Origin of the sequence: Gordonia namibiensis NBRC 108229 (assembly GCF_000298235.1) — a bacterium.
In the GTDB taxonomy this organism is placed as follows: domain Bacteria; phylum Actinomycetota; class Actinomycetes; order Mycobacteriales; family Mycobacteriaceae; genus Gordonia; species Gordonia namibiensis.
Genome location: NZ_BAHE01000032.1, coordinates 52,856 through 77,002 on the forward strand (window position 1 = coordinate 52,856; position 24,147 = coordinate 77,002).

The 24,147-nt window shown below is 66.7% G+C and carries 22 protein-coding genes and 2 tRNA genes; 9 read left to right on the top strand and 15 right to left on the bottom strand.

All coding sequences use genetic code 11. From position 1 onward, the window contains the following. Positions 1-92: 92 nt before the first annotated feature. Positions 93-713: an Rv2240c family protein gene (locus tag GONAM_RS16455; RefSeq protein ID WP_006867890.1), complete on the bottom strand. Its 621-nt coding sequence runs from the start codon at positions 711-713 to the stop codon at positions 93-95. 210 nt (positions 714-923) lie between these two features. Here GONAM_RS16455 and aceE point away from each other — a divergent pair, with 210 nt between their 5' ends. The 6 genes from aceE to GONAM_RS16485 all read left to right on the top strand — a co-directional run bounded on the left by aceE (position 924) and on the right by GONAM_RS16485 (position 9,421). Further along, entirely contained in the window at positions 924-3,752 is a 2,829-nt protein-coding gene (gene aceE, locus GONAM_RS16460; protein WP_006867891.1) for a pyruvate dehydrogenase (acetyl-transferring), homodimeric type, read from the top strand. A 74-nt stretch (positions 3,753-3,826) separates the two neighbouring features. Next, positions 3,827-5,101, top strand: a complete 1,275-nt coding sequence (locus GONAM_RS16465; protein WP_006867892.1) for a PucR family transcriptional regulator — start codon at positions 3,827-3,829, stop codon at positions 5,099-5,101. Between the two features lie 195 nt (positions 5,102-5,296). After that, positions 5,297-6,205 carry an ACP S-malonyltransferase gene (locus tag GONAM_RS16470; RefSeq protein ID WP_040536748.1) on the top strand — a complete coding sequence of 303 codons (909 nt, stop codon included), beginning with the start codon at positions 5,297-5,299 and terminating at the stop codon, positions 6,203-6,205. Positions 6,206-6,329: 124 nt separating this feature from the next. Further along, a complete protein-coding gene (gene acpM, locus GONAM_RS16475) occupies positions 6,330-6,632 on the top strand; it encodes a meromycolate extension acyl carrier protein AcpM (RefSeq protein ID WP_005200177.1) in 303 nt (100 codons plus the stop codon). Beyond that, on the top strand, positions 6,632-7,900 hold the full coding sequence (locus GONAM_RS16480; RefSeq protein ID WP_006867894.1) for a KasA/KasB family beta-ketoacyl-ACP synthase: 1,269 nt from the start codon (positions 6,632-6,634) through the stop codon (positions 7,898-7,900). The genes acpM and GONAM_RS16480 overlap by 1 nt, the downstream gene beginning before the upstream one ends. A 69-nt stretch (positions 7,901-7,969) precedes the next feature. Next, positions 7,970-9,421 carry an acyl-CoA carboxylase subunit beta gene (locus GONAM_RS16485; RefSeq protein WP_006867895.1) on the top strand — a complete coding sequence of 484 codons (1,452 nt, stop codon included), beginning with the start codon at positions 7,970-7,972 and terminating at the stop codon, positions 9,419-9,421. Positions 9,422-9,649: 228 nt separating this feature from the next. On the opposite strand, the gene GONAM_RS16490 is transcribed toward GONAM_RS16485, so the two are convergent. The 5 genes from GONAM_RS16490 to GONAM_RS16510 form a co-directional block, all read right to left on the bottom strand. Further along, positions 9,650-10,168 carry a DUF3145 domain-containing protein gene (locus tag GONAM_RS16490; protein WP_005200180.1) on the bottom strand — a complete coding sequence of 173 codons (519 nt, stop codon included), beginning with the start codon at positions 10,166-10,168 and terminating at the stop codon, positions 9,650-9,652. Positions 10,169-10,295: 127 nt separating this feature from the next. Continuing rightward, positions 10,296-11,114, bottom strand: a complete 819-nt coding sequence (locus GONAM_RS16495; RefSeq protein ID WP_006867896.1) for a serine hydrolase domain-containing protein — start codon at positions 11,112-11,114, stop codon at positions 10,296-10,298. Positions 11,115-11,162: 48 nt separating this feature from the next. Continuing rightward, positions 11,163-12,293: an NDMA-dependent alcohol dehydrogenase gene (locus GONAM_RS16500; protein ID WP_006867897.1), complete on the bottom strand. Its 1,131-nt coding sequence runs from the start codon at positions 12,291-12,293 to the stop codon at positions 11,163-11,165. 177 nt (positions 12,294-12,470) lie between these two features. Beyond that, complete coding sequence (fadD5, locus tag GONAM_RS16505) at positions 12,471-14,075, bottom strand: fatty-acid--CoA ligase FadD5 (RefSeq protein ID WP_006867898.1); 1,605 nt, start codon at positions 14,073-14,075, stop codon at positions 12,471-12,473. Between the two features lie 88 nt (positions 14,076-14,163). Further along, positions 14,164-14,964, bottom strand: coding sequence for an enoyl-CoA hydratase-related protein (locus GONAM_RS16510; RefSeq protein ID WP_006867899.1), 801 nt, complete (start codon positions 14,962-14,964; stop codon positions 14,164-14,166). Between the two features lie 199 nt (positions 14,965-15,163). On the opposite strand from GONAM_RS16510, the gene GONAM_RS16515 reads away from it, so the two are divergent. Continuing rightward, positions 15,164-16,375 (top strand): TetR/AcrR family transcriptional regulator, encoded by a 1,212-nt coding sequence (locus GONAM_RS16515; protein WP_040536750.1) that lies wholly within the window; start codon positions 15,164-15,166, stop codon positions 16,373-16,375. Between the two features lie 194 nt (positions 16,376-16,569). Here the strand turns inward: GONAM_RS16515 and GONAM_RS16520 are convergent, their stop codons facing one another. From GONAM_RS16520 to GONAM_RS16540, 5 genes are all read right to left on the bottom strand, one after another. Then, positions 16,570-17,424: an Rv1363c family protein gene (locus tag GONAM_RS16520; protein WP_006867901.1), complete on the bottom strand. Its 855-nt coding sequence runs from the start codon at positions 17,422-17,424 to the stop codon at positions 16,570-16,572. 59 nt (positions 17,425-17,483) lie between these two features. After that, on the bottom strand, positions 17,484-17,909 hold the full coding sequence (locus tag GONAM_RS16525; RefSeq protein ID WP_006867902.1) for a pyridoxamine 5'-phosphate oxidase family protein: 426 nt from the start codon (positions 17,907-17,909) through the stop codon (positions 17,484-17,486). A 139-nt stretch (positions 17,910-18,048) separates the two neighbouring features. Further along, complete coding sequence (locus GONAM_RS16530) at positions 18,049-18,801, bottom strand: isocitrate lyase/PEP mutase family protein (protein ID WP_006867903.1); 753 nt, start codon at positions 18,799-18,801, stop codon at positions 18,049-18,051. 52 nt (positions 18,802-18,853) lie between these two features. Further along, the gene (locus tag GONAM_RS16535) at positions 18,854-19,501 is read right to left on the bottom strand and encodes a dihydrofolate reductase family protein (protein WP_006867904.1); all 648 of its coding nucleotides are present in this window, start codon (positions 19,499-19,501) and stop codon (positions 18,854-18,856) included. A gap of 81 nt (positions 19,502-19,582) precedes the next feature. Next, on the bottom strand, positions 19,583-20,440 hold the full coding sequence (locus tag GONAM_RS16540) for an SDR family oxidoreductase (RefSeq protein ID WP_006867905.1): 858 nt from the start codon (positions 20,438-20,440) through the stop codon (positions 19,583-19,585). A gap of 112 nt (positions 20,441-20,552) precedes the next feature. On the opposite strand from GONAM_RS16540, the gene GONAM_RS16545 reads away from it, so the two are divergent. Beyond that, on the top strand, positions 20,553-20,945 hold the full coding sequence (locus GONAM_RS16545) for a winged helix-turn-helix transcriptional regulator (protein ID WP_006867906.1): 393 nt from the start codon (positions 20,553-20,555) through the stop codon (positions 20,943-20,945). 96 nt (positions 20,946-21,041) lie between these two features. Here GONAM_RS16545 and GONAM_RS16550 read toward each other — a convergent pair whose 3' ends face one another. Both GONAM_RS16550 and GONAM_RS16555 read right to left on the bottom strand, forming a co-directional pair. Further along, on the bottom strand, positions 21,042-21,830 hold the full coding sequence (locus tag GONAM_RS16550) for a hypothetical protein (RefSeq protein ID WP_369403359.1): 789 nt from the start codon (positions 21,828-21,830) through the stop codon (positions 21,042-21,044). A gap of 387 nt (positions 21,831-22,217) precedes the next feature. After that, a tRNA-Asn gene (locus GONAM_RS16555) sits at positions 22,218-22,290 on the bottom strand. A 321-nt stretch (positions 22,291-22,611) separates the two neighbouring features. On the opposite strand from GONAM_RS16555, the gene GONAM_RS16560 reads away from it, so the two are divergent. Beyond that, positions 22,612-22,688, top strand: a tRNA-Ile gene (locus GONAM_RS16560). A 25-nt stretch (positions 22,689-22,713) separates the two neighbouring features. Here GONAM_RS16560 and GONAM_RS16565 read toward each other — a convergent pair. Then, positions 22,714-23,514 (bottom strand): alpha/beta fold hydrolase, encoded by an 801-nt coding sequence (locus tag GONAM_RS16565; protein ID WP_006867908.1) that lies wholly within the window; start codon positions 23,512-23,514, stop codon positions 22,714-22,716. 37 nt (positions 23,515-23,551) lie between these two features. Continuing rightward, the gene (locus GONAM_RS16570; RefSeq protein WP_006867909.1) at positions 23,552-24,097 is read right to left on the bottom strand and encodes a dihydrofolate reductase family protein; all 546 of its coding nucleotides are present in this window, start codon (positions 24,095-24,097) and stop codon (positions 23,552-23,554) included. Positions 24,098-24,147: the final 50 nt, after the last annotated feature.

A 24,147-nucleotide genomic window follows, 5' to 3' on the forward strand; every position in this document is an offset into this window, starting at 1 on the left:
CATAGGCAACAGCCTAGAGCCTCACATTGCAAGCCGACCTACGTCACTCGATTTCGGGCGTTTCTTTTCGCGTCGACACGCCCGGGACATGCTCAGCGCCCGGGACTCGTCGGCACCGGCGTGGTGTTGACCGACGAACGGGGCGTCGCCGACGACGCCGCCGGCACGGGCGTGTACTCGCCGCACACCTCGAGCAGACGCGCCTTGTCACGTGTCCACTGTCCCGACACCGGGTTGAGCTCGGTGCGCTGTTCCCTGCGGATCGCGTTCTCCAGACGCGCCGTCGAATCGAGGAACGTCCGCGCCGGCGTCGCGACGTCGACGGGCGCGCTCTCGGTGATCTTCGGCCGGATCTGATCGGCACCGGCGATCAGGCTCGCGCGTGCCTTGTCCGCGAGATCCCCGACCTCCGGATACGAATGCGTCGTGTTGAGCCGCTCGATGAAGGTGTTGTAGCCGCGCACCATCACGACCATCGACGACATCGACTCCCGACAGAGTTCGACGCCCTCGGTCCGCACCTCCGCGGCTGCCGACGCCGACACCTCCGAGCGATAGATCGCCACCTCACCGGGCGCCACGACACCCGTACCCCCGACCGTGGACGTACACGCCGACAACATGATTCCCCCGAATGCCATGCCGACGATCACGCTCGTCCGGACACCCCCGTGTCCCGTGCGGCCGGGCCCGGCCTCCCCTGTGCCCAGCATCGCCCTCCCCCTACTCGTCAGTAACGCTGCAAGGAAGCTACAGCACCTTTCCGGTCGCGGCAGCCTACCCGGATCCGCCCGGTGCCAAGCCACCTCACATGGGGCACGATGAGGGGTGACACCGCACAACAAAAGGAGTTGCGGTGTCGTACACCATGCAGCCGGACCACCACCCCCGAGTCCGGCCTGTCAGAGGGAGTAGGCATCACCGTGACCGACCAGATGGACCAGGCGACGCAGGACACGATTCCCAGCGAGCACGCCGGCCCGGGCTCCAACGGACGTGCTGCCGGACGAAGCGGGCACCGCGTCCGCGTCATCCGTGAAGGCGTCGCGTCCTATCTGCCCGACATCGACCCCGACGAGACCGCCGAGTGGCTCGACTCGTTCGACGCCCTGCTCGACGCCGCCGGCCCCGGCCGCGCCCGCTACCTGATGTTGCGGCTGCTCGAGCGCGCCGGCGAGAAGCGGGTCTCGATCCCTGCACTCACCTCCACCGACTACGTGAACACCATCCCCACCGAGGCGGAACCGTGGTTCCCCGGTGACGAGGAGGTCGAGCGCCGCTTCCGTCAGATGATCCGCTGGAACGCCGCGATCATGGTGCATCGCGCCCAGCGACCGGGAGTCGGTGTGGGCGGCCACATCTCGACGTATGCGTCGTCGGCGTCGCTGTACGAGGTCGGCTTCAACCACTTCTTCCGCGGCAAGAACCACTCCGGCGGCGGCGACCAGATCTTCATCCAGGGCCACGCCTCCCCCGGCATCTACGCCCGCGCCTACCTCGAGGGTCGCATCGACGAGGCCCGCATGGACGGGTTCCGCCAGGAGCACAGCCACGCCGGTGAGGGCGGCGGATTGCCGTCGTACCCGCACCCGCGCCTGATGCCCGACTTCTGGGAGTTCCCGACCGTGTCGATGGGCCTCGGCCCGATGAACGCGATCTACCAGGCGCGCTTCAACCACTACCTGCACGACCGCGGCATCAAGGACACCTCCGATCAGCACGTGTGGGCGTTCCTCGGCGACGGCGAGATGGACGAGCCGGAATCGCGCGGCTTCGCCAGCTTCGCGGCCACCGAGGGCCTCGACAACCTGACCTTCGTCATCAACTGCAACCTGCAGCGCCTCGACGGCCCGGTGCGCGGCAACGGCAAGATCATCCAGGAACTGGAGTCGTTCTTCCGCGGTGCCGGCTGGAACGTCATCAAGGTCATCTGGGGCCGCGAGTGGGATGCGCTCCTGCACGCCGATCGTGACGGCGCCCTCGTCAACCTGATGAACACGACGCCCGACGGCGACTACCAGACCTACAAGGCCAACGACGGCGCATTCGTCCGCGAACACTTCTTCAACCGCGACCCGCGGACCAAGGAGCTCGTCAAGGACCTCTCCGACGCCGAGATCTGGAACCTCAAGCGCGGTGGCCACGACTACCGCAAGATCCACGCCGCCTACGCCGCCGCGATGACCCACAAGGGCCAGCCGACGGTCATCCTGGCGCACACGATCAAGGGCTACACGCTCGGCAAGCACTTCGAGGGCCGCAACGCGACCCACCAGATGAAGAAGCTGACGCTCGACGACCTCAAGGCCTTCCGCGACAGCACGCGCATCCCGATCAGCGACGAGCAGCTCGAGAAGGATCCATACCTGCCGCCGTACTACCACCCCGGCAAGGACTCCCCCGAGCTCCAGTACATGCTGGACCGCCGCAAGACCCTCGGCGGCTTCCTGCCGAGCCGGCGTACCGAGTCCAAGGTGCTCAAGGCCGACACCTCCTCGGCTCTGAAGGCCACCGCGAAGGGTTCGGGCAAGCAGCAGGTCGCGACCACCATGGCACTGGTCCGTGTCTTCAAGGATCTGTTGCGCGACAAGGAGATCGGCAAGCGCATCGTGCCGATCATCCCCGACGAGGCCCGCACCTTCGGTATGGACTCGTGGTTCCCGACCCTGAAGATCTACAACCGCAACGGACAGCTCTACACCTCGGTCGACGCCGAGCTGATGCTCGCCTACAAGGAGAGTTCCGAGGGCCAGATCCTGCACGAGGGCATCAACGAGGCCGGTTCGGCAGCAAGTTTCGCCGCGGTCGGCACGTCGTATTCGACGCACGACGAGCCGATGATCCCGCTGTACATCTTCTATTCGATGTTCGGCTTCCAGCGCACCGGCGACAGCTTCTGGGCGGCCGCCGACCAGATGGCGCGCGGCTTCGTCATCGGTGCCACCGCCGGTCGTACGACCCTCACCGGTGAGGGTCTGCAGCATGCCGACGGCCACTCGCCGCTGCTCGCCGCGACCAACCCCGCCGTCGTCGCCTACGACCCCGCGTTCGCCTACGAACTCGGCCACATCGTCGACGACGGCCTCACGCGCATGTACGGCGAGGACCCCGAGAACGTCTTCTACTACATCACCGTCTACAACGAGCCGATCAGCCAGCCGGCGAAGCCCGAGGGCGTCGACCACGAGGGCATCGTCAAGGGTGGTTACCTGTTCCAGAAGGCACCGGAGAACAAGGAGTACCCGGCCAACATCCTGGTCTCCGGCATCACCATGCCCGACGCGCTGCGGGCGTCCGAACTGCTCGCCGAGGAGTGGAACGTCGGCGCCAACGTGTACTCGGTGACCTCGTGGAGCGAGCTGGCCCGCGACGGTATCCGGGCCGACCGGCAGGCACTGCGCGATCCGGGCAGCGAGCCCGCGCCCGCCTACCTGACCGAGCTGATGGCCGACGCGGCCGGACCGTTCGTCGGCGTCAGCGACTACATGCGCGGCGTCCAGGAGCAGATCCGCGCCTACCTGCCCGGCACGTACCTGACGCTGGGCACCGACGGGTTCGGTTTCTCCGACACCCGGCCGGCGGCGCGCCGCTTCTTCAACGTCGACGCCGAGTCGATCGCGGTCGCGGTGCTGGTCGCGCTCGCCCGCGACGGTCACATCGACATGTCGGTGGCCAAGCAGGCCGCGGACAAGTACAAGATCGACGACGTCGCAGCCGCTCCGGAGCAGACCGGCGATCCCGGCGTGGCCTAGTTCGGCACCGGACCGCCGCACCCGGGGAGACCGACGATCCCGGCGCGGCGGTGCCCGGGGACTAGATTGAGAGCGTGTCCGACGCGCGAGTGAATCAGCCCACAACACCACCGGCTGACGTGTTCGGTGAGCGGGGTGCCCATGTACCGGCCCCCGCCACCGTGCACGACGCGCTACCGGACACGCTCCTCCGGCGGGTCAAGCAGTACAGCGGCCGCCTCGCCACCGAGGCGGTCCATTCCATGCAGGACCAGCTGCCCTACTTCGGCGACCTCGACGCCGCGCAGCGCGCGAGCGTTCAACTCGTCGTACAGACGGCGGTGGTGAACTTCGTCGAGTGGATCCAGGATCCCGAGGGCAACGTGAAGTTCACGGTCCAGGCCTTCCAGGTGGTGCCGCAGGACCTCGCCCGACGCATCACGCTGTTGCAGACCGTCGAGATGGTCCGCGTGGCCATGGAGTTCTTCGAGAAATGGCTGCCGCTCCTCGCCCGCAACGACGCCCAGCTCCGCGCGCTCACCGAGTCGGTCCTGCGCTACGGGCGAGAGATCGGTTTCGCCGCCGCCGCCATCTACGCATCGGCCGCCGAATCCCGCGGTGCCTGGGACTCCCGTCTCGAGGCCCTGGTCGTCGACGCCGTGGTCCGCGGCGACACGGGTCCGCAGCTCCTCTCCCGCGCGGCAGCACTGAACTGGGACTCCGACGCGCCGGCAACGGTGATCGTCGGGACCCCGCCGCCGGAACAGAACGTGTCGGTGCCGCTGGCGATCCACAACACGGCCCGTCAGTTCGACCGGTCGGCACTCTCCGTGGTCCAGGGTTCGGTGCTCGTCGCCATCGTCAGCGGCCCCGCCCGCCCCACGGAGAAGTTCGTCTCGGCTCTTCTCTCCCACTTCGCCGACGGCCCCGTGGTCATCGGACCGACCATGCCGAACCTCGGGAGCGCCCATGCCAGCGCCGCCGAGGCCATGGCGGCGATCGAGGCGGTGGTGGGCTGGCCCAGTGCACCCCGCCCGGTTCACAGCCTCGAACTGCTACCCGAACGAGCCCTCAACGGTGACGAATCGGCGGTCGAAGCACTGGTCGAATCGGTGGTCCGTCCGCTCTCCGCAGGGGGCACCACGCTGACCACGACGCTCGAGGCGTACCTCGACTCTGGCGGATCGGTCGAATCCTGCGCGCGCGTTCTGTACATACATCCAAATACTGTCCGGTACAGGCTGAAGAAAATTGCGGAAATCACACGACGCGATCCGACAAATCCACGAGACGCGTATGTACTGCGGATCGCGACGACTGTCGGTCGTCTGACACACTTACGGCACAAATCGGACTCTCCTGCACCATGAGTCACACGCGCAACATGTCCGATTCCGGATTTATGCTGATAGGAGCCTTAAGAGCACGTTTCGGTAACGAATCTCAGCCTGATGACGAAGCAGGTGACACTGAGGTCAAGTTTGTGGGAACCCCACAAAACCCGGCGACAAGGTTCATGCTTCTCTACACCCACATAGGACGAGTAAAGGGTGTTCTCTGGTCACGTGCTTTCGTTGCTTGCTCCCGGCCAGGGTTCCCAGACACCCGGCATGCTCACGCCGTGGCTCGACCTGCCCGGCAACCGTGACCAGATCGCCACGTGGTCCAAGCTCACTCAACTGGACTTGGAACGACTCGGTACCACCGCCACCGCAGAAGAGATCACCGACACCGCGGTGACCCAGCCGCTGGTGGTCGTCGCCGCCCTCCTCGCCTTCGACGAGGTCCGCAAGAACGGTGACCTGCCCGCCGACGCGGTCGTCGCCGGCCACTCGGTCGGCGAGCTCGCCGCCGCCGCCATCACCGGCGTCATCTCCGCCGACGAGGCCGTCACCCTCGCCGCGATCCGCGGCGCGGAGATGGCCAAGGCCTGCGCGCTCGTGCCGACCACCATGGCTGCCGTCCTCGGTGGCGACGAAGCCGCAGTCCTCGCCCGCCTCGAGGAGCTCGAGCTCGTCCCCGCCAACCGCAACGCGGTCGGCCAGATCGTGGCGGCCGGCGCCGTCGAGAAGATCGACGAGCTCATCGCCAACCCGCCGGAGAAGGCCCGTATCCGCAAACTCGCGGTCGCCGGCGCCTTCCACACCCACTTCATGGCCCCGGCGCAGGACTCGGTTGCCGCCGCGGCCGCGAAGATCACCCCCGCCGACCCGAATCGCACGCTGCTGTCCAACTCGGACGGTCAGCCTGTAACGAATGGCGCCGATGCACTGACAAAACTGGTAGGCCAGGTCACCAGGCCGGTCCGCTGGGATCTCTGCTCGGCGTACCTGCGGGACAACTCGGCCACCGCCGTCGTGGAACTGCCGCCGGCGGGCACGCTCGTGGGGATCGCCAAGCGCGAGCTGAAGGGCACCCCATCGCTGGCTCTCAAGGAGCCCGGCGACATCGCGAAGATCGCAGAACTTGGATAGCGGTCGCGGTTAGTCCGCGACCCCCGGAAGATCGGCGCCCGCCGCCGATCTGTCCAAGCGCGCGGACTACACGTCCGTCAGACGCTCCGGAATCATCAACCCGAACACGAAAGGGAACCACACAGTGGCTGCCACCCAGGAACAACTCATTGCCGGCATCGCCGAGATCATCGAGGAAGTCACCGGCATCGAGCCGTCCGAGGTGACGATGGAGAAGTCGTTCGTCGACGATCTGGACATCGACTCGCTGTCCATGGTCGAGATCGCGGTGCAGACCGAGGACAAGTACGGCGTGAAGATCCCTGATGAGGACCTCGCCGGTCTGCGCACCGTCGGCGACGCCGTCTCGTACATCCAGAAGCTCGAGAGCGAGAACCCCGAGGCTGCGGCTGCCATCAAGGCCCAGGTCGAGGCAGACCAGAACTGATGAGCTCCCCCTCCCTCCGCGACTACTCGACGCTGGGTGGGAACTTCCCGAGCGTGGTCGTCACCTCCATGGTGGCGACCACCTCGCTCGGCGAGGATCTCGACTCGACGTGGAAAAACCTGCTGGCGGGTGAGTCGGGCATCCGCGAGCTGACCGACGACTTCATCACCAAGTACAACCTGCCGGTGCGCATCGGCGGTCGGCTGCTGAAGGATCCGTCCGAAGAGGTCACGCGAGTCGAATCTCGTCGGATGGCCTACGTCGAGCGCATCGCCCACGTGCTGAGCAAGCGTCTCTGGACGCAGGCCGGCGAGCCCGAGGTCGATCCCGACCGTCTCGCCGTGGTCATCGGCACCGGCCAAGGCGGCGGCGACGCGATGATCGACGCCGTGAAGGCCATGGAAGGCACCGGCAACTACCGCAAGGTGTCCCCGCTGGCCGTCTCGATGGCCATGCCCAACGGCCCGGCTGCCGTCGTCGGCCTGAACATCGGCGCCCGCGCAGGCGTCATCACCCCGGTTTCGGCGTGCTCGTCGGGTGCCGAGGCGATCGCACACGCATGGCGCCACATCGTCATGGGTGACGCCGACATGGTCGTCACCGGTGGCGTCGAGGGACACATCGACGCAGTGCCGATCGCGGCGTTCTCGATGATGCGTGCCATGAGCACCCGCAACGAGGACCCCGCTGCCGCCTCTCGTCCGTTCGACAAGGACCGCGACGGCTTCGTCTTCGGCGAAGGTGCCGCGATGCTCATCCTCGAGCGCGAGGAGCACGCCCGGGCCCGCGGTGCGCACATCCACGCACGCCTACTCGGTTCCGGGATCACCTCCGACGGCTTCCACCTGGTTGCCCCGGACCCCAGCGGTCAGGGCAACGCTCGCGCGATGACGCGGGCCCTGCAGACCGCCGGTCTCCAGAAGTCCGACATCACCCACATCAACGCGCATGCGACGTCGACCCCGATCGGCGACACCGCCGAGGCCGCGGGCATCACCGCCGCCATCGGTCAGCACGCCGCGATCTATGCGCCGAAGTCCGCTCTCGGACACTCGATCGGTGCGGTGGGTGCGCTCGAGTCGGTCCTGACCATCAAGAGCGTCGAGGAAGGCGTCATCCCGCCGACCCTCAACCTCGAGAACCAGGACCCGGAATGCGACATCGACGTCGTCCACGGTGAACCCCGTTACGGACAGATCGACTACGCGATCAACAACTCGTTCGGTTTCGGTGGGCACAACGTGGCGCTCGCCTTCGGTCGCTACTGAACATCGGCCCCGCCGATCTCGGTAGTGCCTGAGACGAACCACGCCCCGACACCCTTGGAGGAGACTGCGATGACGACCTTGGCCCCCATGGCCGGCCACGAAGAAGCCGCCGATCCCCGCGACCCGCTGTTGCGGCTGACGAACTTCTTCGACGAAGGCACCATGTCGTTGCTGCATCCTCGCGACAAGTCCGGTGTCCAGGCCGCTGTCGGCCTGGTCAACGGCGTTCGCACGGTCTCCTACTGCACCGATGGCACCGTCATGGGTGGTGCCATGGGTGTCGTCGGGTGTGCTCACATCGTCAACGCCATCGACACCGCCATCTCCGAGCAGGCGCCGGTCATCGGCATCTGGCACTCGGGTGGCGCCCGCCTCGCCGAGGGTGTCGAGGCGTTGCACGCCGTGGGTCAGGTCTTCGAAGCGATGGTCCGGGCCTCCGGATACATCCCGCAGATCTCCGTGGTCGTCGGCTTCGCGGCCGGCGGCGCGGCCTACGGACCCGCCCTCACCGACATCGTGATCATGGCTCCGGCCGGTCGCGTCTTCGTCACCGGACCCGATGTGGTCCGCAGCGTCACCGGCGAGGACGTCGACATGGAGTCGCTCGGCGGCCCCACCACCCACGGCAAGAAGTCCGGCGTCTGCCACATCGTGGCCGACTCCGAACCCGACGCCCTGTGGCGCGCGCGACGCCTCGTCTCGACGTTCAGCCGGCAGGGCCACTTCAACCGTGAGCTGGCCGCTGCCGGCGACACCGATCTCAAGGCGCTGCTGCCCGAATCCGCCCGCCGCGCCTATGACGTCCACCCGGTCGTCGAGAAGCTGCTCGACACGGCTCTCGCCGCCGACGGCGAGACCGAGATCTCCAGTTTCGAAGAGCTGCAGGCAAAGTGGGCGCCGAACATCGTCATCGGGTTTGGCCGGTTGTCCGGTCGAAGTGTCGGCGTGATCGCCAACAACCCCCTGCGCATGGGCGGCTGCCTCAACTCGGAGAGTGCGGAGAAGGCCTCCCGGTTCGTCCGCCTGTGCGACGCCTTCGGCATCCCCCTCATCGTCCTCACCGACGTCCCCGGTTACCTGCCGGGCGTCGGACAGGAGTGGAACGGTGTCGTCCGACGCGGCGCCAAACTCCTCCACGCCTTCGCCGAATGCTCGGTCCCCCGCGTCACCCTGGTGACCCGGAAGATCTACGGCGGCGCCTACATCGCCATGAACTCGCGTGCGCTCGGCGCCACCGCCGTGTTCGCCTGGCCCGGTTCCGAAGTCGCCGTCATGGGCGCCAAGGCCGCCGTCGGCATCCTGCACAAAAAGGCCCTCGCCGCCGCTCCCGACGACGAGCGCGAAGCCCTGCACGACCGGCTGGCCGCCGAACACGAGGCCATCGCCGGCGGTGTGGGACGCGCCCAGTCGATCGGCGTCGTCGACGAGATCATCGACCCGGCCCGCACGCGCAGCATCATCGCCGAAGCACTTGCTGCTGCACCCGCCCGACGCGGCCGCCACAAGAACATCCCGCTCTGATCAGCGGACGTACACACGAAGAACGCCACCGGTTCTCACCGGTGGCGTTTCTCGTGTGTCCCTGAGCTCGCGGGACTCGTCACCGCGCTCCCTGGGAAGTTTGTAATTTCCGCAGCCTCAGGAGGATTCCCACTCATCGGCTCGACGAAACCCCGTCTCGCGCCTGAAGAGCGTGGCGTTCCTCATATTCGAGGACGCCACCTCGTTCCCCGGAGAGTGCCCGGAAGACTAACCCACCCGCTGCTGCAGCCAGGTGACCTCGGCCCCGGCACCGCCCATGCGGTACTGCTCGAGGGCGTCGTCCCAGGCGGTGCCGAGCGCGGCTTCGAGTTCGCCGGCGAGTCCTGCACTGTCGGGCTGGGATTCGATCATCGAACGCAGCTGATTCTCGCCGATGATGACATCGCCGTTGGCGCTCGTCGAGCCGCGCCAGAGTCCCAGACCCGGCACGTAGCTGTAGCGCTCACCGTCGACGCCCTCGCTCGGGTTCTCGGTGACCTCGAACCGCAGCGCCGACCATTCGCGCAGAGCGGTCACCAGACGTGCCGCTGTCCCGACCGGCCCTGCCCAGTCGACAGTTGCACGCTGCATACCCGGCTCGGCGTCCTGTGCCGACCATTTCAGGTTCGCGCGCGCATTCAGGGTCGACGACAGAGCCCACTCCACGTGCGGGCACAGCGCCACCGGCGCCGAGTGGATGTAGACCACTCCTGTTGTCATGTCCGCAAACTGGTTCAGATTGCGCACCTTTTCACCTCCGTTGTCGACGAGGAACGTCTTCCCCAACACACCTCGCGACTTCGGATATCACACTCGTGGGATTCATTGTGCCCCATGATGCGCGTGTTGCGCTAGTTTCTGGTGCGAGAAAGGTTCATTTCTGTGACGAAAGTTCACTGACCACCCGGTCGTTGAACTCGCTCCACAACGGCTTCGCCCATGGCCCGAAGGCACGGTCGGTGAGGACGACGCACGCCGCCTGCAGTTCGGGGTCGACCCACAGGTAGGTGCCGGCCTGGCCGAAGTGCCCAAAGGTCCGGGGCGAGTTGCCGGTCCCGGTCCAATGCGGGGACTTCTCCGCCCGGATCTCGAACCCGAGCCCCCAATCGTTGGGGCGGTGCCTGCCGTAACCCGGCACGAAGCCGTCGAGTCCCGGGAACTGGACCGATGTCGCATCGGCGAGGGTCTGCGGTGCCAGTAGTCGAGGCTCGAGCAGTTCCTGTGCGAAACGCGCCAGATCGGCGGCAGTGGACCGCGCTCCATGCCCGGCGGGCCCGTACAACTCGGTGGAATCCAGGCCGAGCGGCGCGCAGACGGCGTCGGCCAGGTACTCCGCGAAGCAGATACCCGCGGCCTGTTCCACCGTCTCGGCCAGGACCTCGAAGCCCGCGCTCGAATAGATGCGCTTCTCCCCCACCCCGGCCTCTATGTCCCGCGAGTCGAATGCGAGTCCCGATGCGTGGGCCAGAAGATGCCGGATGGTCGCCCCGGGTGGCCTGGCAGGATCGTCGAGTTCGACGGCCCCCTCTTCGACGGCCACCAGAATCGCCTCGGCGACCAGGAGTTTGGTGACCGAGGCGAGTTCGTAGACGCGAACGGGGTCGCCGAATTCCTCGGCAACCCCGTTGCGGGTGATGACCGCCGCCGACACATTGTCGACGGGCCATTCCGTCAGAGATTCAAGGACCGACACATCGGGTCACGTTACCCGTGCCCGCGTGCCGGCCGGTGGGCACAGGGCTCACCAATCTTCTTCGGTGTAGCGGATGACACCGCGGATGTTGCGGCCGTCCAGCATGTCCTGGTAGCCCTCGTTGATCTGGTCCAGGCGGTACTGGCGGGTGATCATGTCGGCGATGTTGAGCTTGCCGATCTTGTACATCGACAGCAGCTGCGGGATGTCGAGCTTCGGGTTGGCGCCACCGAAGATGGAGCCCTGCAGGTTCTTCTGCAGCAGCGTCAGCATCGCGAGGTTCAGCGTCACGTCGCTTTCGAGCATGTTGCCCATGCCGGTCAGCACACAGGTGCCGCCCTTGGCGGTGATGCCCATCCACGAGTCGACGTCCTTGCCGTGGACCTCACCGACGGTGACGACCACCTTCTGGCACATGCCGCCGTGGGTGGTCTCCGCGATGGACATGGCGGCCTCTTCGACCGACGCGAATGCCGCGGTCGCACCGAACTTCAGCGCCTGCTCGCGCTTCCACTCCACCGGATCGATGGCGAACACGTTGCGGGCACCCGAGATGACGGCACCCTGGAGGGCTGCCGTACCGACGCCACCGACGCCGACGATCGCCACGTCCTCGCCGGGACGGACGTCACCGCTGCGGGTCGACGAGCCGTAACCGGTGGGGATGCCGCAGCCGCACAGGGCCGCGATCTCGAACGGGATGTCCTTGTCGATCTTCACCGCCGACGCCTCGTGGACGACCATGTAGGGCGCGAAGGTGCCCAGCAGGGTCATCGGGTAGACGTTCTCACCGGCTGCGGTGTGGATGCGGAAGGTGTTGTCCGACACCGCTTCGCCCTGCAGCAGCATGGCGCCGAAGTCGCACAGGTTGGCCATGCCCGACTGACACGACGGACACTTGCCGCACGACGGGATGAACGACAGCACAACGTGGTCGCCGACCTCGAAGTCGGTGACACCCTCGCCGACCTCGGCGACGACGCCCGCACCCTCGTGGCCGCCCAGGATCGGGAACCCGGCCATCGGGATGCCGCCGGTCATCAAGTGATGGTCGGAGTGGCACATGCCCGCCGCTTCCATCTTGATCTTGATCTCGTGCGCCTTGGGGTCGCCGATCTCGATCTCCTCGATCGCCCACGGCTTGTTGTGCTCGCGCAGCAGCGCGCCCTTTGTCTTCACTGGTCTCCTCCGTTCGAACCCGGCAACAATCTCGCCCCGGGAAGTCCGTCGAGCGACGTTGCCGTCGCTTGTGACTGTAGTCACTCAATCACAAAATTGAAACGTGTTCTAGTCCGTGTTCCATCGCTCGGCCCACACGCCGGATCTCCGAATCCAGCGCCGCGACACCGCGACCGGTCAGTCGGCCAGACCGGCGTCCTTGGAGCCGTAGCTCGCGCGCAGGGTCGGCTTGACGACCTTGCCGCCGGCGTTGCGCGGCAGCTCGTCGACGATGACCAGGTCCTTGGGGTGCTTGAAGCGGGCCAGGTTCTCGTTCAGGTACGGCTCGAGGTCGGCCAGGGTCAGGTCGGTGACCCCCTCGGCGAGGACGACGACCGCGACCGGGACCTCGCCCCACTTCTCGTGCGCACGTCCGATGATGGCGGCCTCGCTGATGCTCGGGTGGCCGAACAGTGCGTTCTCGACCTCGGCGCAGTAGATGTTCTCGCCGCCGGAGATGATCATGTCCTTGGCACGGTCGACGACGAAGAGGAAGCCGTCCTCGTCCTCGCGCACGAGGTCGCCCGAGTGGAACCAGCCGCCGGCGAACGCATCGGCGGTGCCCTGCTCGTTCTGCCAGTAGCCCTTCATCATGTTGGGCCCGCGGTAGACGATCTCGCCGACCTCGCCCTGCTTCACGTCGTTGCCCTCGGGGTCGATGATGCGGGCGGTCACCGCGGGTACGACCTTGCCGATGGAGCCGATCTTGTTCAGCGCATCCTTGCCCTCGAGCACACAGGTGATCGGCGACATCTCGGTCTGACCGAAGACGGCGACGTTCAGCGCGTCGGGGAAGGTCTCGTTCATCGCCCGCAGCACGGTGTCCGACGCGGGGGCGGCGCCCCAGCTGATGACGCGCAGTTTCAGGTCTCGCGGCTTCGCCTGCTGGGCGGCGCAGACGGCCTGCCACTGGGCGGGCACCAGGAAGATCGAGGTGGTGCCCTCCTTCTCGATGGTGTCGAGCATGTCGTTCGGGTCGAAGGCACCGAGCGGGTGGATGACCGACAGCGCACCCATGTAGAACAGCGGCGCCATCGCACCGAGGCCGGCGATGTGGAACATCGGGGCAACACACGAGCCGATGTCGTCGGACCGGGTGTGCAGCGCCTGCATGCAGGTGGCGGCCTGCGCCTGCAGGTTGGTGTGGGTGAGCATGGCGCCCTTGGGCTTTCCGGTGGTGCCCGAGGTGTACATGATCAGTGCGACGGTCTCTTCGGGGACGTCGATCTCGGGCAGGTCCGAGGAGTCCTCGGCGACGAGCGCCTCGTAGTCGAGGTGGTTGTCCTTGTCCGATCCACCGACGACGACGATGTGGTCGATCGCGTTGGTCGATGCGGCGACGGCGTCGACGAGCGGAGCGAGCAGGGTCTCGGTGACGACGACCTTGGCGCCGCTGTCGTTGACGAGGAAGGCGATCTCGGCAGGGCTCATACGGATGTTCACCGGCACCGGGATGGCGCCGATGAGGTTGGCGCCCAACACCGCTTCGACGTACTCACTGCGGTTCAGCAGGACCACGAGGATGCGGTCACCGAACTCGACGCCGCGACGGGTAAGGGCGGCGGCGAAGGCACGGGTCCGCTCGTCGAGCTCCTTCCAGGTGGTGACCGTGCCCTGGAACTTCAGGGCCGGACCATCGGGGTTCATGAAGGCGTGTCGCTTGATCTGGTTGTTCCAGTGGTTGCGGCGCGAACGCAGCGGTTCGGTGGCGAGGTCGGTGACGGTGTCGACGGTCGCGGTCATACGATCGGTCTCCTTGTTGTCTGTCGTCGTGACGAACGTGGGTCGTTAAAGCGTCTGCGGGGGTGAGGGTTCGGCGTCTGCGCCGAGCTCACTTCTTGCCGGCGAAGGCGGCGATGGCGGCTTGGAACTCCGGCGACTGCAGCAGTTCGGTCTGCCCCTCGAGCTCCCGTTCGATGGCGGCCTCGAAGCCCGACATGGTGTGGGCGTCGAGCGCCGACTTCGTCAGGCGCAGTGCGGAACGGCTCTTACCAGCCAGCTTCGCGGCGACCTTGTCGACGGCTTCGTCGAGCGCGGGCCGGTCGTCGTAGACGCCGTTGACCAGTCCCGCTGCGAGAGCCTCGGGGGCGCGCAGCTTTTCGCCGAGGAGAGCGAGTTCGTTGGCGCGGACCCGACCCACCGCGGAGGTGAACAACATCGACGCGCCGCCGTCGGGCATCAGGCCTATGTTGATGAAGGCGAGGAGGAAGTACGACCGCTTCGTCGTGTAGATGAGGTCGGCGGCGAGGGCCAGCGAGGCACCGATGCCGGCGGCCGGCCCGTCGACGGATGCGATGACCGGAACCTGCGACGAGCGCACCGCGCGCGCAAGTTCCGAACCGGCCGAGATGATCCCGCGGGCCTGGTCGGGGTCGAGCCCAGACGCCCCGCCGGCGGTCGACTGCGAGTTGATGGAGACCACGTCGGCACCGGCGCTGAAGCTCCCGCCGGCGCCGTCGAGAACGATGACGCGGACGTCGCCGTTCTTCGACCATTCCTCCATCGCAGCCTTGATGCCGTAGTTCGCCTCGGTGTCGAGAGCGTTCATCTTCTCCGGGCGGGAAATGGTCAGCCGCGCGACCCCTCGGTCATCGACCGAGGTCACGATTGCCTGGCTGGTCTCGTCGCTCACTGCACTCCCCACTCGTGACCGGACAGATAGACACAGATTCTCGGATCTGTGCCATCGCCTAGAGTACTACCACAGTGCGACGCAGATCACGAGAATCTTGGTTAACTTATACTTGTCACTCAAGACTTCTTGCTGGGCTTTTCAGCGAATAGCTCCGAAGATGTCGCGTGAACGTCGTATCCGGCTAGAGTCTGTCGCCATGACCGTGCGCCCGGGGACGTCGACCTCCGACACGTCTCAGACCGATGCGCCGGGCATCCGACGACGCCGTCCGGCCGACCGCAGGCGACTCATCATCGACGCTGCAGCGAAGGCGTTCAGCGACGGCGGTTACCACGCGGTTCGCCTCGACGACATCGCCGATGCGGTCGGGATCTCCGCACCCGCCCTCTACCGGCACTTCCCCAACAAGTACGCACTGTTCGCCGAGACCACCGCAGTCCTCGCACAATCGCTCCGGTCGGCGCTCGACGCCGTGGACACCGACGGCGACGACGAACTGCGCGACCTGCTCGTGGCGATCACCGCCGCCTCGTTCGAGAATCGCAGAACGGGCGGTCTCTACCGCTGGGAGTCCCGGTACCTCGAGCCGGCCGACCGGGACATCGTCCGCGATGTCGTCGTGCACCAGCACCGGCGCGTCCGTGCGGCGGCGCGACGCCTGCGCCCCGACCTCGGCGACGCCGACGCCAATCTGATCGTCGCCGCGATGACCAGCGTCGCGGCCAGCCCGACAACCCACCGCTCCTCCCTCCCGGCGCGTGAGGTCACCGCCCTCGTCTCCGAAGCCGCCCTCGACCTGCTCGACGTCGACCTCCCCGATCCGGTGGAGCCTCCCGCTCCCGCCGTTCACGGCCTCGCACCGGCGGCGAAGCGCGAGATCATCCTGACCGAGGCGATCAACCTGTTCGCCGCCCGCGGCTTTCGCGACGTGACCATCGAGGACATCGCCCATGCCGCCGACCTTCCGGCATCCGGCGTGTACCGCCACTTCCCGAGCAAGGTCGCAATTCTCGAGGCCTCGTTCTGGCGGGCGACCGACCGCGTCACGACCGCCATCTCCGACGCCCTGGCCGATGCGACGACGCCGCACGAGGCACTCGCCGGCATGGTGCGTCGATACGTCCGATTGACCTGCAGCTCAACCGATCTGATCAGCGTCTACGAAACCGAGATCGGACACGCCACGCCCGAGGCCCGGGATGCGTTGCGCAATCAGCAACGCATCACAGTCGAGGAATGGGCGACCTGGATGAGCCGCGAACGAGCGAACCTGCCGATCACTCACGCACGGTTCCTCGTTCACGCTGCACTCAACGTCGTCACCGACCTGTCCCGACTACGGCCACAACCCTCCCCCGAACGCATCGAGGCACTGTCGGTACGAATCCTGTTGGGCGGGAACGGCTGACCTCGATACGGTCCTCGGCTGGCGCCTCGGACCTACTCGGCCGGCAGAAGTAGTCGCCCCTCGCTGATTGAGTAGGCGACGAGCGCAAGCGACGCACCCCCTGCTGCCTGAGGTGCGAGGAGCGCAAGCGACGAGCCACGAAGGCCTGGTGAGCCGACCTCGCCCGCAAGCACCGGACGTCATCGAAATCAGCCCTACAGCACTGCGAAATCGTCCATCAGCCAGCGGCCGTCCTGCTGCACCAGGGTCACCTTGACGCGCGTCTGGTACGGGAACCCCTCGGGGAATTCCTGTGCGGTCTGCGGCGACTTGATGGTCTGGTCGAGTGTCACCAGCACGACGGCCTTCCCGTCGTCGAGCGACATGATGCCGGCGTTGTCGGCCTTTGCGGTCGACACAGCCTCTGCCTCGGTGGAGCCTTTTCGGGCGTCCTGGGAGGACTCGATGTACATCTGGGTGAACGCGGGAGTCGAGATCTCGCGGATTCGGCGGTCGAGGTCGGAGTAGTCGCTCGAATTGTAGGTGGTGATCTCGGCGGCGTACTTGCGTGCGGTGTCGAGGATCGTCGTGTCGATCGCGCCTGCCGCCGCGTCGGCCCGATGTTCGGCGTCGATGTAGGCAACGGCCAGGACCGCGGTCGACACCGCGAGGACCACAGCGACCGCAACCAGCGCGACGACCGCCCAGGTCGTCTTACCGAGACTCGTCGCCCAACCGGTCCCGCGGTTGCTCTTGCCCGACGCCGCGGACGGGTCGAGCTTGCGCGGTGTGCGGTCCTCGGACTCCGCCGCGACCGTCTCGTCCGAGTCGGTCGTGTCGCCGGGCGTGGCGTCGCTCGTCACGGCGTCGCCATCATCCACTTCCCCGCGACGGGCCGCCTTGCGGGCCGCTTTCGCCGCCTTGGCCTCCGCCTCGGCCCGGTACTTCTCCCGGTTCGTGCGGTTGGCCTGCAGGAATTCGTCGCCGTCGAGCGGGGTCACGCCGTCTTCGACGTCGGGCGTCACCGAGGTGGCGTCGGGGGCGTCGGAGGTCTGACGAGGCTTCGGCATGGGTTCAATGTAGCGATGCCGCCTCGGGCATTGTGTCCGGCGTCATACCGCCGAGGATGTCAGAGGCCGCCGAGGTCCAGCGACACCCACTGCTGGGGGTCGAGGTACACCTTGGTCTGCGGGCCGTGCTCCTTCTCGGCCATCTCGATGTACGGTTCGACGGCCTGGGGCGGGAGGTAACGAGATGCCATCTCGCGCAAGTCGTCTCGGGTTCCGGCGACCATGTCCACGGCATTGCCCGACACCGAGACGTACATGAGTCGCGGCGACACCTCGTCGACCATGAGCGTGAACCGTCCCGCGGCCCGGATGAGGTTCAGCTTCCGCGACTCCGTGCCGGTGAGCAGCCATGGTCGGCCGCCGGGCTCGTACTGGTACCAGATCGGCACCGCCAGTGGTGCCCGCCCGGGCTCTGCCTCGACGGACAACGCCGCGACGTGTGGTTCTGCCAGAAACGCTTCTCTTTCGCTCTTGGTGAGTGCCATGTCCCGACGGTAAACCCGGCCTCTGACAGTTCGTGCCCGATTCGCGTGGCACCGGACCGCAGAAGTAGCGGAACGTGGCGTCGACCGTCACGATTCGCGACGTCTACTGACGGCGGGACCGTGAGCCGCGACGACGTCCCTACTTCCAGGGAGCGAGAACCTCGGCGGCGCGTTCGGCGAGCACCATCTGGAACAGCGGGCCGAAGCTCACGCGTCCGACGCCGAGGGCGGCGAGTGCCGCCTTGTTGTTCTTGGTCGGGTGCCCGATGGCGTTGACCGGGAGCGGGAGTTCGTCGGTGAGCCGCTTTTGGGTGGCGTCGTCGTGGAAGCCGACGGGATACAGCACGTCGGCACCGGCCTCCACACAGAGCTTCATCCGTGCGATGGCGCGGTCGACCCGGTCGGATTCGTCGCCGACCTGCTTGAGGAACAGGTCGGTGCGGGCGTTGACGACGACGTGGACATCGGTGGCGTCCGACGCGGCACGCAGGGCAGCCACGAAATCGGCATGTTCCTGCGCCTCGCGGAGTCGCCCGCCTTCACTGTGCACGGTGTCCTCGATGTTGAGGCCGACTGCACCGGCGTCGATGAGGCCGTCGATCAGCGTCTTGGGGTCTTCGCCGTAGCCGGATTCGATGTCGACGGAGATCGGGACGTCGACCGCAGCGGTGATCTGTTTGATCCGCGTGGTCAGTTCTCCGAAGGTGATGCCCTCGTTGTCGGGTTTGCCGATCGAGTCCGACACCGGATGACTGCCGACGGTGAGTGCGGTGAATCCGGCGGAGACCGCCAGATTCGCCGACCACGCGTCCCACACCGTCGGCAGGATCACCGGGTCTCCGGGCTTGTGGAGTTCGAGCAGGGTCTTGGCCTTGTCGGCGAGTTCCGTCATGACCCCTACAACTACGCCGGTCGACGCACACATTCCGGGGGTTGGCGAAAAACTACTTCCGCCAGAACAAGTGGTGGGTGACCCCGCTGGGACTCAGGACCACTTCGTGCTCGAAACGGTCCTCCAACTCGGCGGGCGAGTTCCACAGCCGCAGACCTTTTCCGTAGGTGACGGGTGCGACCGCGATGTGCAGCGTGTCGATGAGATCGGCGTCGAGGAACTCCCGGACGGTGCTGACTCCGCCGCCGATCCGGACGTCCTTGCCGTCGGCTGCGGCCTTTGCCTTCTCCGCCGCTTCGGCCGGCGTGGCGTCGAGGAAGTGGAAAGTGGTCTCACCCAACGTGAACGACGGCCGGAGGTGGTGGGTGAGGACGAAGACCGGGGTGTGGAACGGCGGCTCGTCGCCCCACCATCCCTGCCATTCGTGGTCGGTCCACGGACCTCGCTGGTAGCCGAACTTGTTGCGGCCCATGATCTCCGCACCGATGTTGTGGGTGAAGTCGCGGGTGAAGTAGTCGTCGATGCCGCGGGTGCCGCCGGGATCGGTGCGGTTGGGCCAGCTCGCGGTGGCCCCTGCCCAGGACATCAACTCCCAGGGTTCGACGGTGTCGCCGAAAGGCCGCTCGAAGGTCTGGTTCTCACCGGCACCGATCCCGTCCTGCGAGACCGAGAAGTTCTGCACTCTGAGTAGCTGCGGCATGGTCTTCCGCTCCTGTCGTCGTCGGGCAATCCAATCAGGACAGACTCGGGCACCGCAGCGAAACTCATCGATGGGCGCAGTTCAGGCGATGGCGGCCTTGACGATCTCGGCGACCGGCGTCGACGACCGGCCGATCAGCGCCTGAAGGTCGCCAGAGGTGGTGTCGAGCTCTCCGCGGGCGATGCCGGCGTCGGAGCCCGCCAGCACGGCGGCGAACTGCTCCGGAACGCCGTTGTCGGCGAGGATCTTCGCGTAGTCGGCCTCCGGCAGGTCGCGGTACTCGACGGTCTTGCCGGCGACCTCGCCGATGATCTTCGCGAGATCGGCGTAGGTGAGTCGTTCGTCGCCGCCGAGTTCGTAGATCTTGCCGCCCTGGTCGGCGTCGGAGGTGAGGACCGCAGCAGCGGCGGCCGCATAGTCGGCACGCGCCGCACCGGCGACCTTGCCGTCGCCTGCTGCACCGAACAGCGCACCGGACGAGGCCGCCTGGCCGATGGCCTGCAGGTAGTTCTCCCAGTACCAGCCGTTGCGGAGGAACACCGCCGGGATCGACGACTCGCCGAGTCGCTTCTCGGTGGCGACATGCTCGGGCGCCAACCCGAGTCCGCTCGTCGCAGCATTGAGGAGGCTAGTGTATGCGATGAGCTTCACGCCGGCAGCTTCCGCAGCCTCGATGACGTTGGTGTGCTGCGGAACTCGGCGTCCGACCTCCGAGCCCGAGATCAGCAGCAGCTGGTCGACGCCGTCGAGCGCGCGTCGCAGCGCGTCGGGATCCTCGTAGGAGGCGATTCGGATCTGAACACCCTTCGACGCAAGGTCGGTGGCCTTCGCCTCGTCCCGCACGATCGCCACGATGCCCGCGGCCGGGCCCCGTGCGAGCAACTCGCCGATCACCAGCCCACCGAGCTGTCCCGTCGCACCTGTCACTGCAATCGTCATCGTTGTTTCTCCCTCGTCGTCATGGTCTGTCCCCGAGACAGTACCCACTTACTTTTCGTAAGTGCAATACGGTTGGTTAGCGTATCGGTGTGACCTTCGCTAACCTGAGGCCATGCCCGATCACGACGACCAGTCCCTCGAAGCGGACGTCTTCGCGCGCGACTGCTCGTCGAGGTCGACGCTGCAGACGGTCACCGGCCGCTGGGGCAGTCTGGTCCTGATCGCGTTGGGCGAGAGCAACTATCGGTTCAGTGCCCTACGACGCCGCGTCGACGGTGTGAGCGAACGGATGCTGTCGCAGACGCTTCAGAACCTAGAACGCGACGGCATGATCGTGCGTACCGTACTCGAGGCGATCCCACCGAAGGTCGAATACCACCTCACCCCACTCGGCCGGCAGGTGGCGGATCGGCTGCAAGGTCTCATCGATCTCGTGCAGGACAGCATGCCCACTGTGCGTGAGGCGCAGACGGAGTACGACGCGCGGCGCGAGACCAAGGCCTGAAGAACCGGCGGTTCCGGCGGTCACCGCGCCTCGGGTCCCGGCGGTCCGATCGGGAAACGAGCCCGGAATTCGCTGCGGTTCCGCCTGTACACGTCGTCAGACCTGGTCGTCGGTGTTTTCCTGATCGAATCGCTGACGTTGCCGAACCCCATAGGCAGCAGCCTTCACGGCGTCGTCGTCCTCCATTCCCGACCCCAGTGCACCGCCCAATGTCGCAACTGCCGCCAGCAGCCATGCCATCATCATCAAGGTCGAGAAACTCATCGGGTGGTCGATCTGGTCGGAAACCATCTGCGGAGGAATCGTCCACCACGCGGTCACCAGCAGCAGGACGAACACACCGGCATGGAAGACGACGACCCCGATCGTGAGAGTCACGACGGTGGAGACGTTGTAGAGCACCGCACGCTCACGACCACCTTCCGTTGGTGGTCGTTCCCACAACCCGTGATCGACGATCAGCCAGGTGATCATCGTGACGCTCGCCAGGATCGTCGCCACACCGAGTCGCCAGGGCCCCATCTGATCTGACAGTTTCCACATCGTCGAATACGCGAGACTCACCGCGCCGGTGGCGAATGCCGCCATCAACACCCTGGACAGGCCGGAGACCAACCGCCACGGCCGATTGGCGTAGACCATGCCTGCGAGTAGCCGCAGGCGAGACACGTGGGACACGGCGACGTAGTGGACTTTGTCGTCGTCTGCCTGAACCCGCTGAAGACGCTCTCCTCCGGCCAGGGACTGGGATCGGCCCGACTCGCCCGTCACCTCGGCTACGATCGTCCGCGCCAGAGCTCTTGCCCGGCGCTCGACGAACGTCGCGCCCAGACCGGGGAGGGATATCACGCCAAACCGCCGGCTGGTGTCGATCTCGGCGACCACCGGGGTCGTTCCGTCCCGGCGAGGCAGGTCGGTGAGATAGATGACGATGTCATCCGTCACGCTGTCGGGGTCCACCGTGCCGACCACCTCCGCGAACCGGGTGTGCTCATCAACGGGGAAGGCGTGGCTCCGAGTGGACACGTGCCAATCACCGGGCGCGCTCGCATCGGTCAGCGCCCCCGGCAGCGATTCGGACAGGTGTTTGGCGATCCCTTCTGCGGCGCCGGGGTCGGCGATCAACAAGACAGACACCGCGGATGGCTTCGCGTCCATGGCGGGCGCCTTACCCGACCGTTCCGGATGCCAAACTCGCGTGACCGACGGGCCCGGACCACGCCGACGAAAAAGCCCGCCGCCTGCGTGCGCAGGGGCGGGCTTCTCGTTCTGCTCCCCCAACTGGACTCGAACCAGTAACCGTTCGATTAACAGTCGAATGCTCTGCCAATTGAGCTATGGGGGATTGCTCTGGTCCGAGTTCTACGCCGTCAGCGCTTCACTTGAACCGAGGACAGACTCTAGCGCATGCCGCCGCCGTACAACAAAACGGCAGGTCAGCGACGAGAGCCCGGCGGCAGTCGGTTCCGATATCCGGCACCAACTGCCGCAGATCTACGAGGCCACTTACCCGCGACGACGTCGGATTCGCCGACCTGCCGCCGCCCATGACACCTCCGGTACGTGGATCAGGCCGATGAAGGAGAGCAGCGCGCCGTCGCCGTAGTTGGGTGCGGCCGCCGGGAGACCGTGCGGTAATCTCCTCCCGCGGGCCGGGTGCCCGCATGGGGAGTTAGCTCAGTCGGTTAGAGCCGCGGACTCATAATCCGTAGGTCGCGGGTTCGAGCCCCGCACTCCCCACCACGCGGTGACGAACTCTTACCACCGCTTACGCGCCGACGATCGCCTCACGCAGCGCCGCGGTCACGGCGGCCGGGTTGTCGACGTTCATCAGGTGCCCGGCGTCCGGGATCACGCGGTAGGTCACGTCCGGCAGGCCGTCGACGATCATCTTCGCGGCCTTCTCCGGACACAACGCGTCACGATCTGCGGCGATGACGTCGACGTGCTGCCGGATCTCGGAAAGCCGTGGGGTCAGGGGCTGCTCGCGCACTCCGGCCATCGCGCGCGCTGCGTTCGCATAGCCTGCGCCCTCCCCGACTGCCTCGAGCCTCCTGGCCGTGATCTCGTCGACGCGATCGTGAGCGGAGACCAGTCCGGCGACGGTGTCGTCGCGCATCGCGGCGCGGAACTCGTCGGTGGCGGTGTCAGCGGCCTGATCGGCGCGCTGGGTGTAGAACTCGGCCGCGGCCCGTCCCACCACCGACGAGGTGCCGAGGACGATGGCGCGGCTCACCAGATCCGGCCGTTCGGCGGCCGCCCAGAGCACGATCGTCCCGCCGGCGGAGAAGCCGACCACGATCGCGGGACCGGTCACCGTCTCGAGGAAGGCGACGAGATCCCGGCCGAGTTGTTCCAGGGTGCCCTCGGCGTCCCCGACCGTCGTCGAACCGAAGCCGCGGAGGTCGTAGGCGTAGGTGTGCAGGTCGGCCAGGTCACGCTGCGTGTGCGCCCAGCTACGACTGTCCTCCCCCAGTCCGTGCACGAGAACAATTGGCGCCGACGAGGTTTCGTCGCTCCCCTGTTCTGAGTAGTTCACCGTGAGATCGCCGATCGACACCGTCGTCATGAATCCAGGCTCTCACACCGGAACCCCCGATTCCCGCTCACCTCTCGACGCGGCACCAGAAGTCGGTCTCGCCGGGGATGCGTGTCAGCCGCACCTCTCCGCCACCGGGACGGTCGAAGACACGGACCCCGTCGCCCAGGAAGACCGGGACGTGGAAGATGAGGACCTCGTCGAGGAGTCCGGCGTCGATCATCTGGCGTGCGACGTCGGCGCCGATGACGGTGACGTACCCATCGCCCGCCAGGCGCTTGGCCTCCTCGACGGCGCGGTGCAGGTCGGAGACGAAGGTGACGCCCTCCTCCGGCTCCGCGGGTGGGTTGTGCGTGAGAACCACTGTGGGTCCCGAGAATTCACCCTCGAACGCACCCTCGCGGTCCGTCCCCTTGTTGGGGTCGTCGCCGCGGAAGCTCCGATTGCCCACCAGCAGGGAGCCGGTGCTCTCCCGGAGACGCAGAGCCGCGGTGCTGTCACCACCCTCCCCGGCGTCCTCGCGGAAGAATCGCGTCAGCCAGGACATGTCGCCGCCGGGACCGGCGATGAAGCCGTCGAGCGATGCCGCTGCCGAGTAGATCGTCGTCGCCATGTGGTGTTCTCCGTTCAGATGTGGTCGATGTGCAGACCGGGTGAACGACG

Excerpts from the sequence above, each read along its gene's own strand:
- GONAM_RS16530 (WP_006867903.1), bottom strand. The coding sequence starts at position 18,801 with ATGACGGAACTCGCCGACAAGGCCAAGACCCTGCTCGAACTCCACAAG.
- GONAM_RS16570 (WP_006867909.1), bottom strand. The coding sequence starts at position 24,097 with ATGGCGACGACGATCTACTCGGCAGCGGCATCGCTCGACGGCTTCATC.
- GONAM_RS16565 (WP_006867908.1), bottom strand. The coding sequence starts at position 23,514 with ATGACGACGGTGTCGATCGGCGATCTCACGGTGAACTACTCAGAACAG.
- GONAM_RS16480 (WP_006867894.1), top strand. The coding sequence starts at position 6,632 with ATGAGCTCCCCCTCCCTCCGCGACTACTCGACGCTGGGTGGGAACTTC.
- GONAM_RS16455 (WP_006867890.1), bottom strand. The coding sequence starts at position 713 with ATGCTGGGCACAGGGGAGGCCGGGCCCGGCCGCACGGGACACGGGGGT.
- GONAM_RS16520 (WP_006867901.1), bottom strand. The coding sequence starts at position 17,424 with ATGCCGAAGCCTCGTCAGACCTCCGACGCCCCCGACGCCACCTCGGTG.
- GONAM_RS16515 (WP_040536750.1), top strand. The coding sequence starts at position 15,164 with ATGACCGTGCGCCCGGGGACGTCGACCTCCGACACGTCTCAGACCGAT.
- GONAM_RS16540 (WP_006867905.1), bottom strand. The coding sequence starts at position 20,440 with ATGACGATTGCAGTGACAGGTGCGACGGGACAGCTCGGTGGGCTGGTG.
- GONAM_RS16535 (WP_006867904.1), bottom strand. The coding sequence starts at position 19,501 with ATGCCGCAGCTACTCAGAGTGCAGAACTTCTCGGTCTCGCAGGACGGG.
- GONAM_RS16545 (WP_006867906.1), top strand. The coding sequence starts at position 20,553 with ATGCCCGATCACGACGACCAGTCCCTCGAAGCGGACGTCTTCGCGCGC.
- GONAM_RS16525 (WP_006867902.1), bottom strand. The coding sequence starts at position 17,909 with ATGGCACTCACCAAGAGCGAAAGAGAAGCGTTTCTGGCAGAACCACAC.
- GONAM_RS16485 (WP_006867895.1), top strand. The coding sequence starts at position 7,970 with ATGACGACCTTGGCCCCCATGGCCGGCCACGAAGAAGCCGCCGATCCC.
- fadD5 (WP_006867898.1), bottom strand. The coding sequence starts at position 14,075 with ATGACCGCGACCGTCGACACCGTCACCGACCTCGCCACCGAACCGCTG.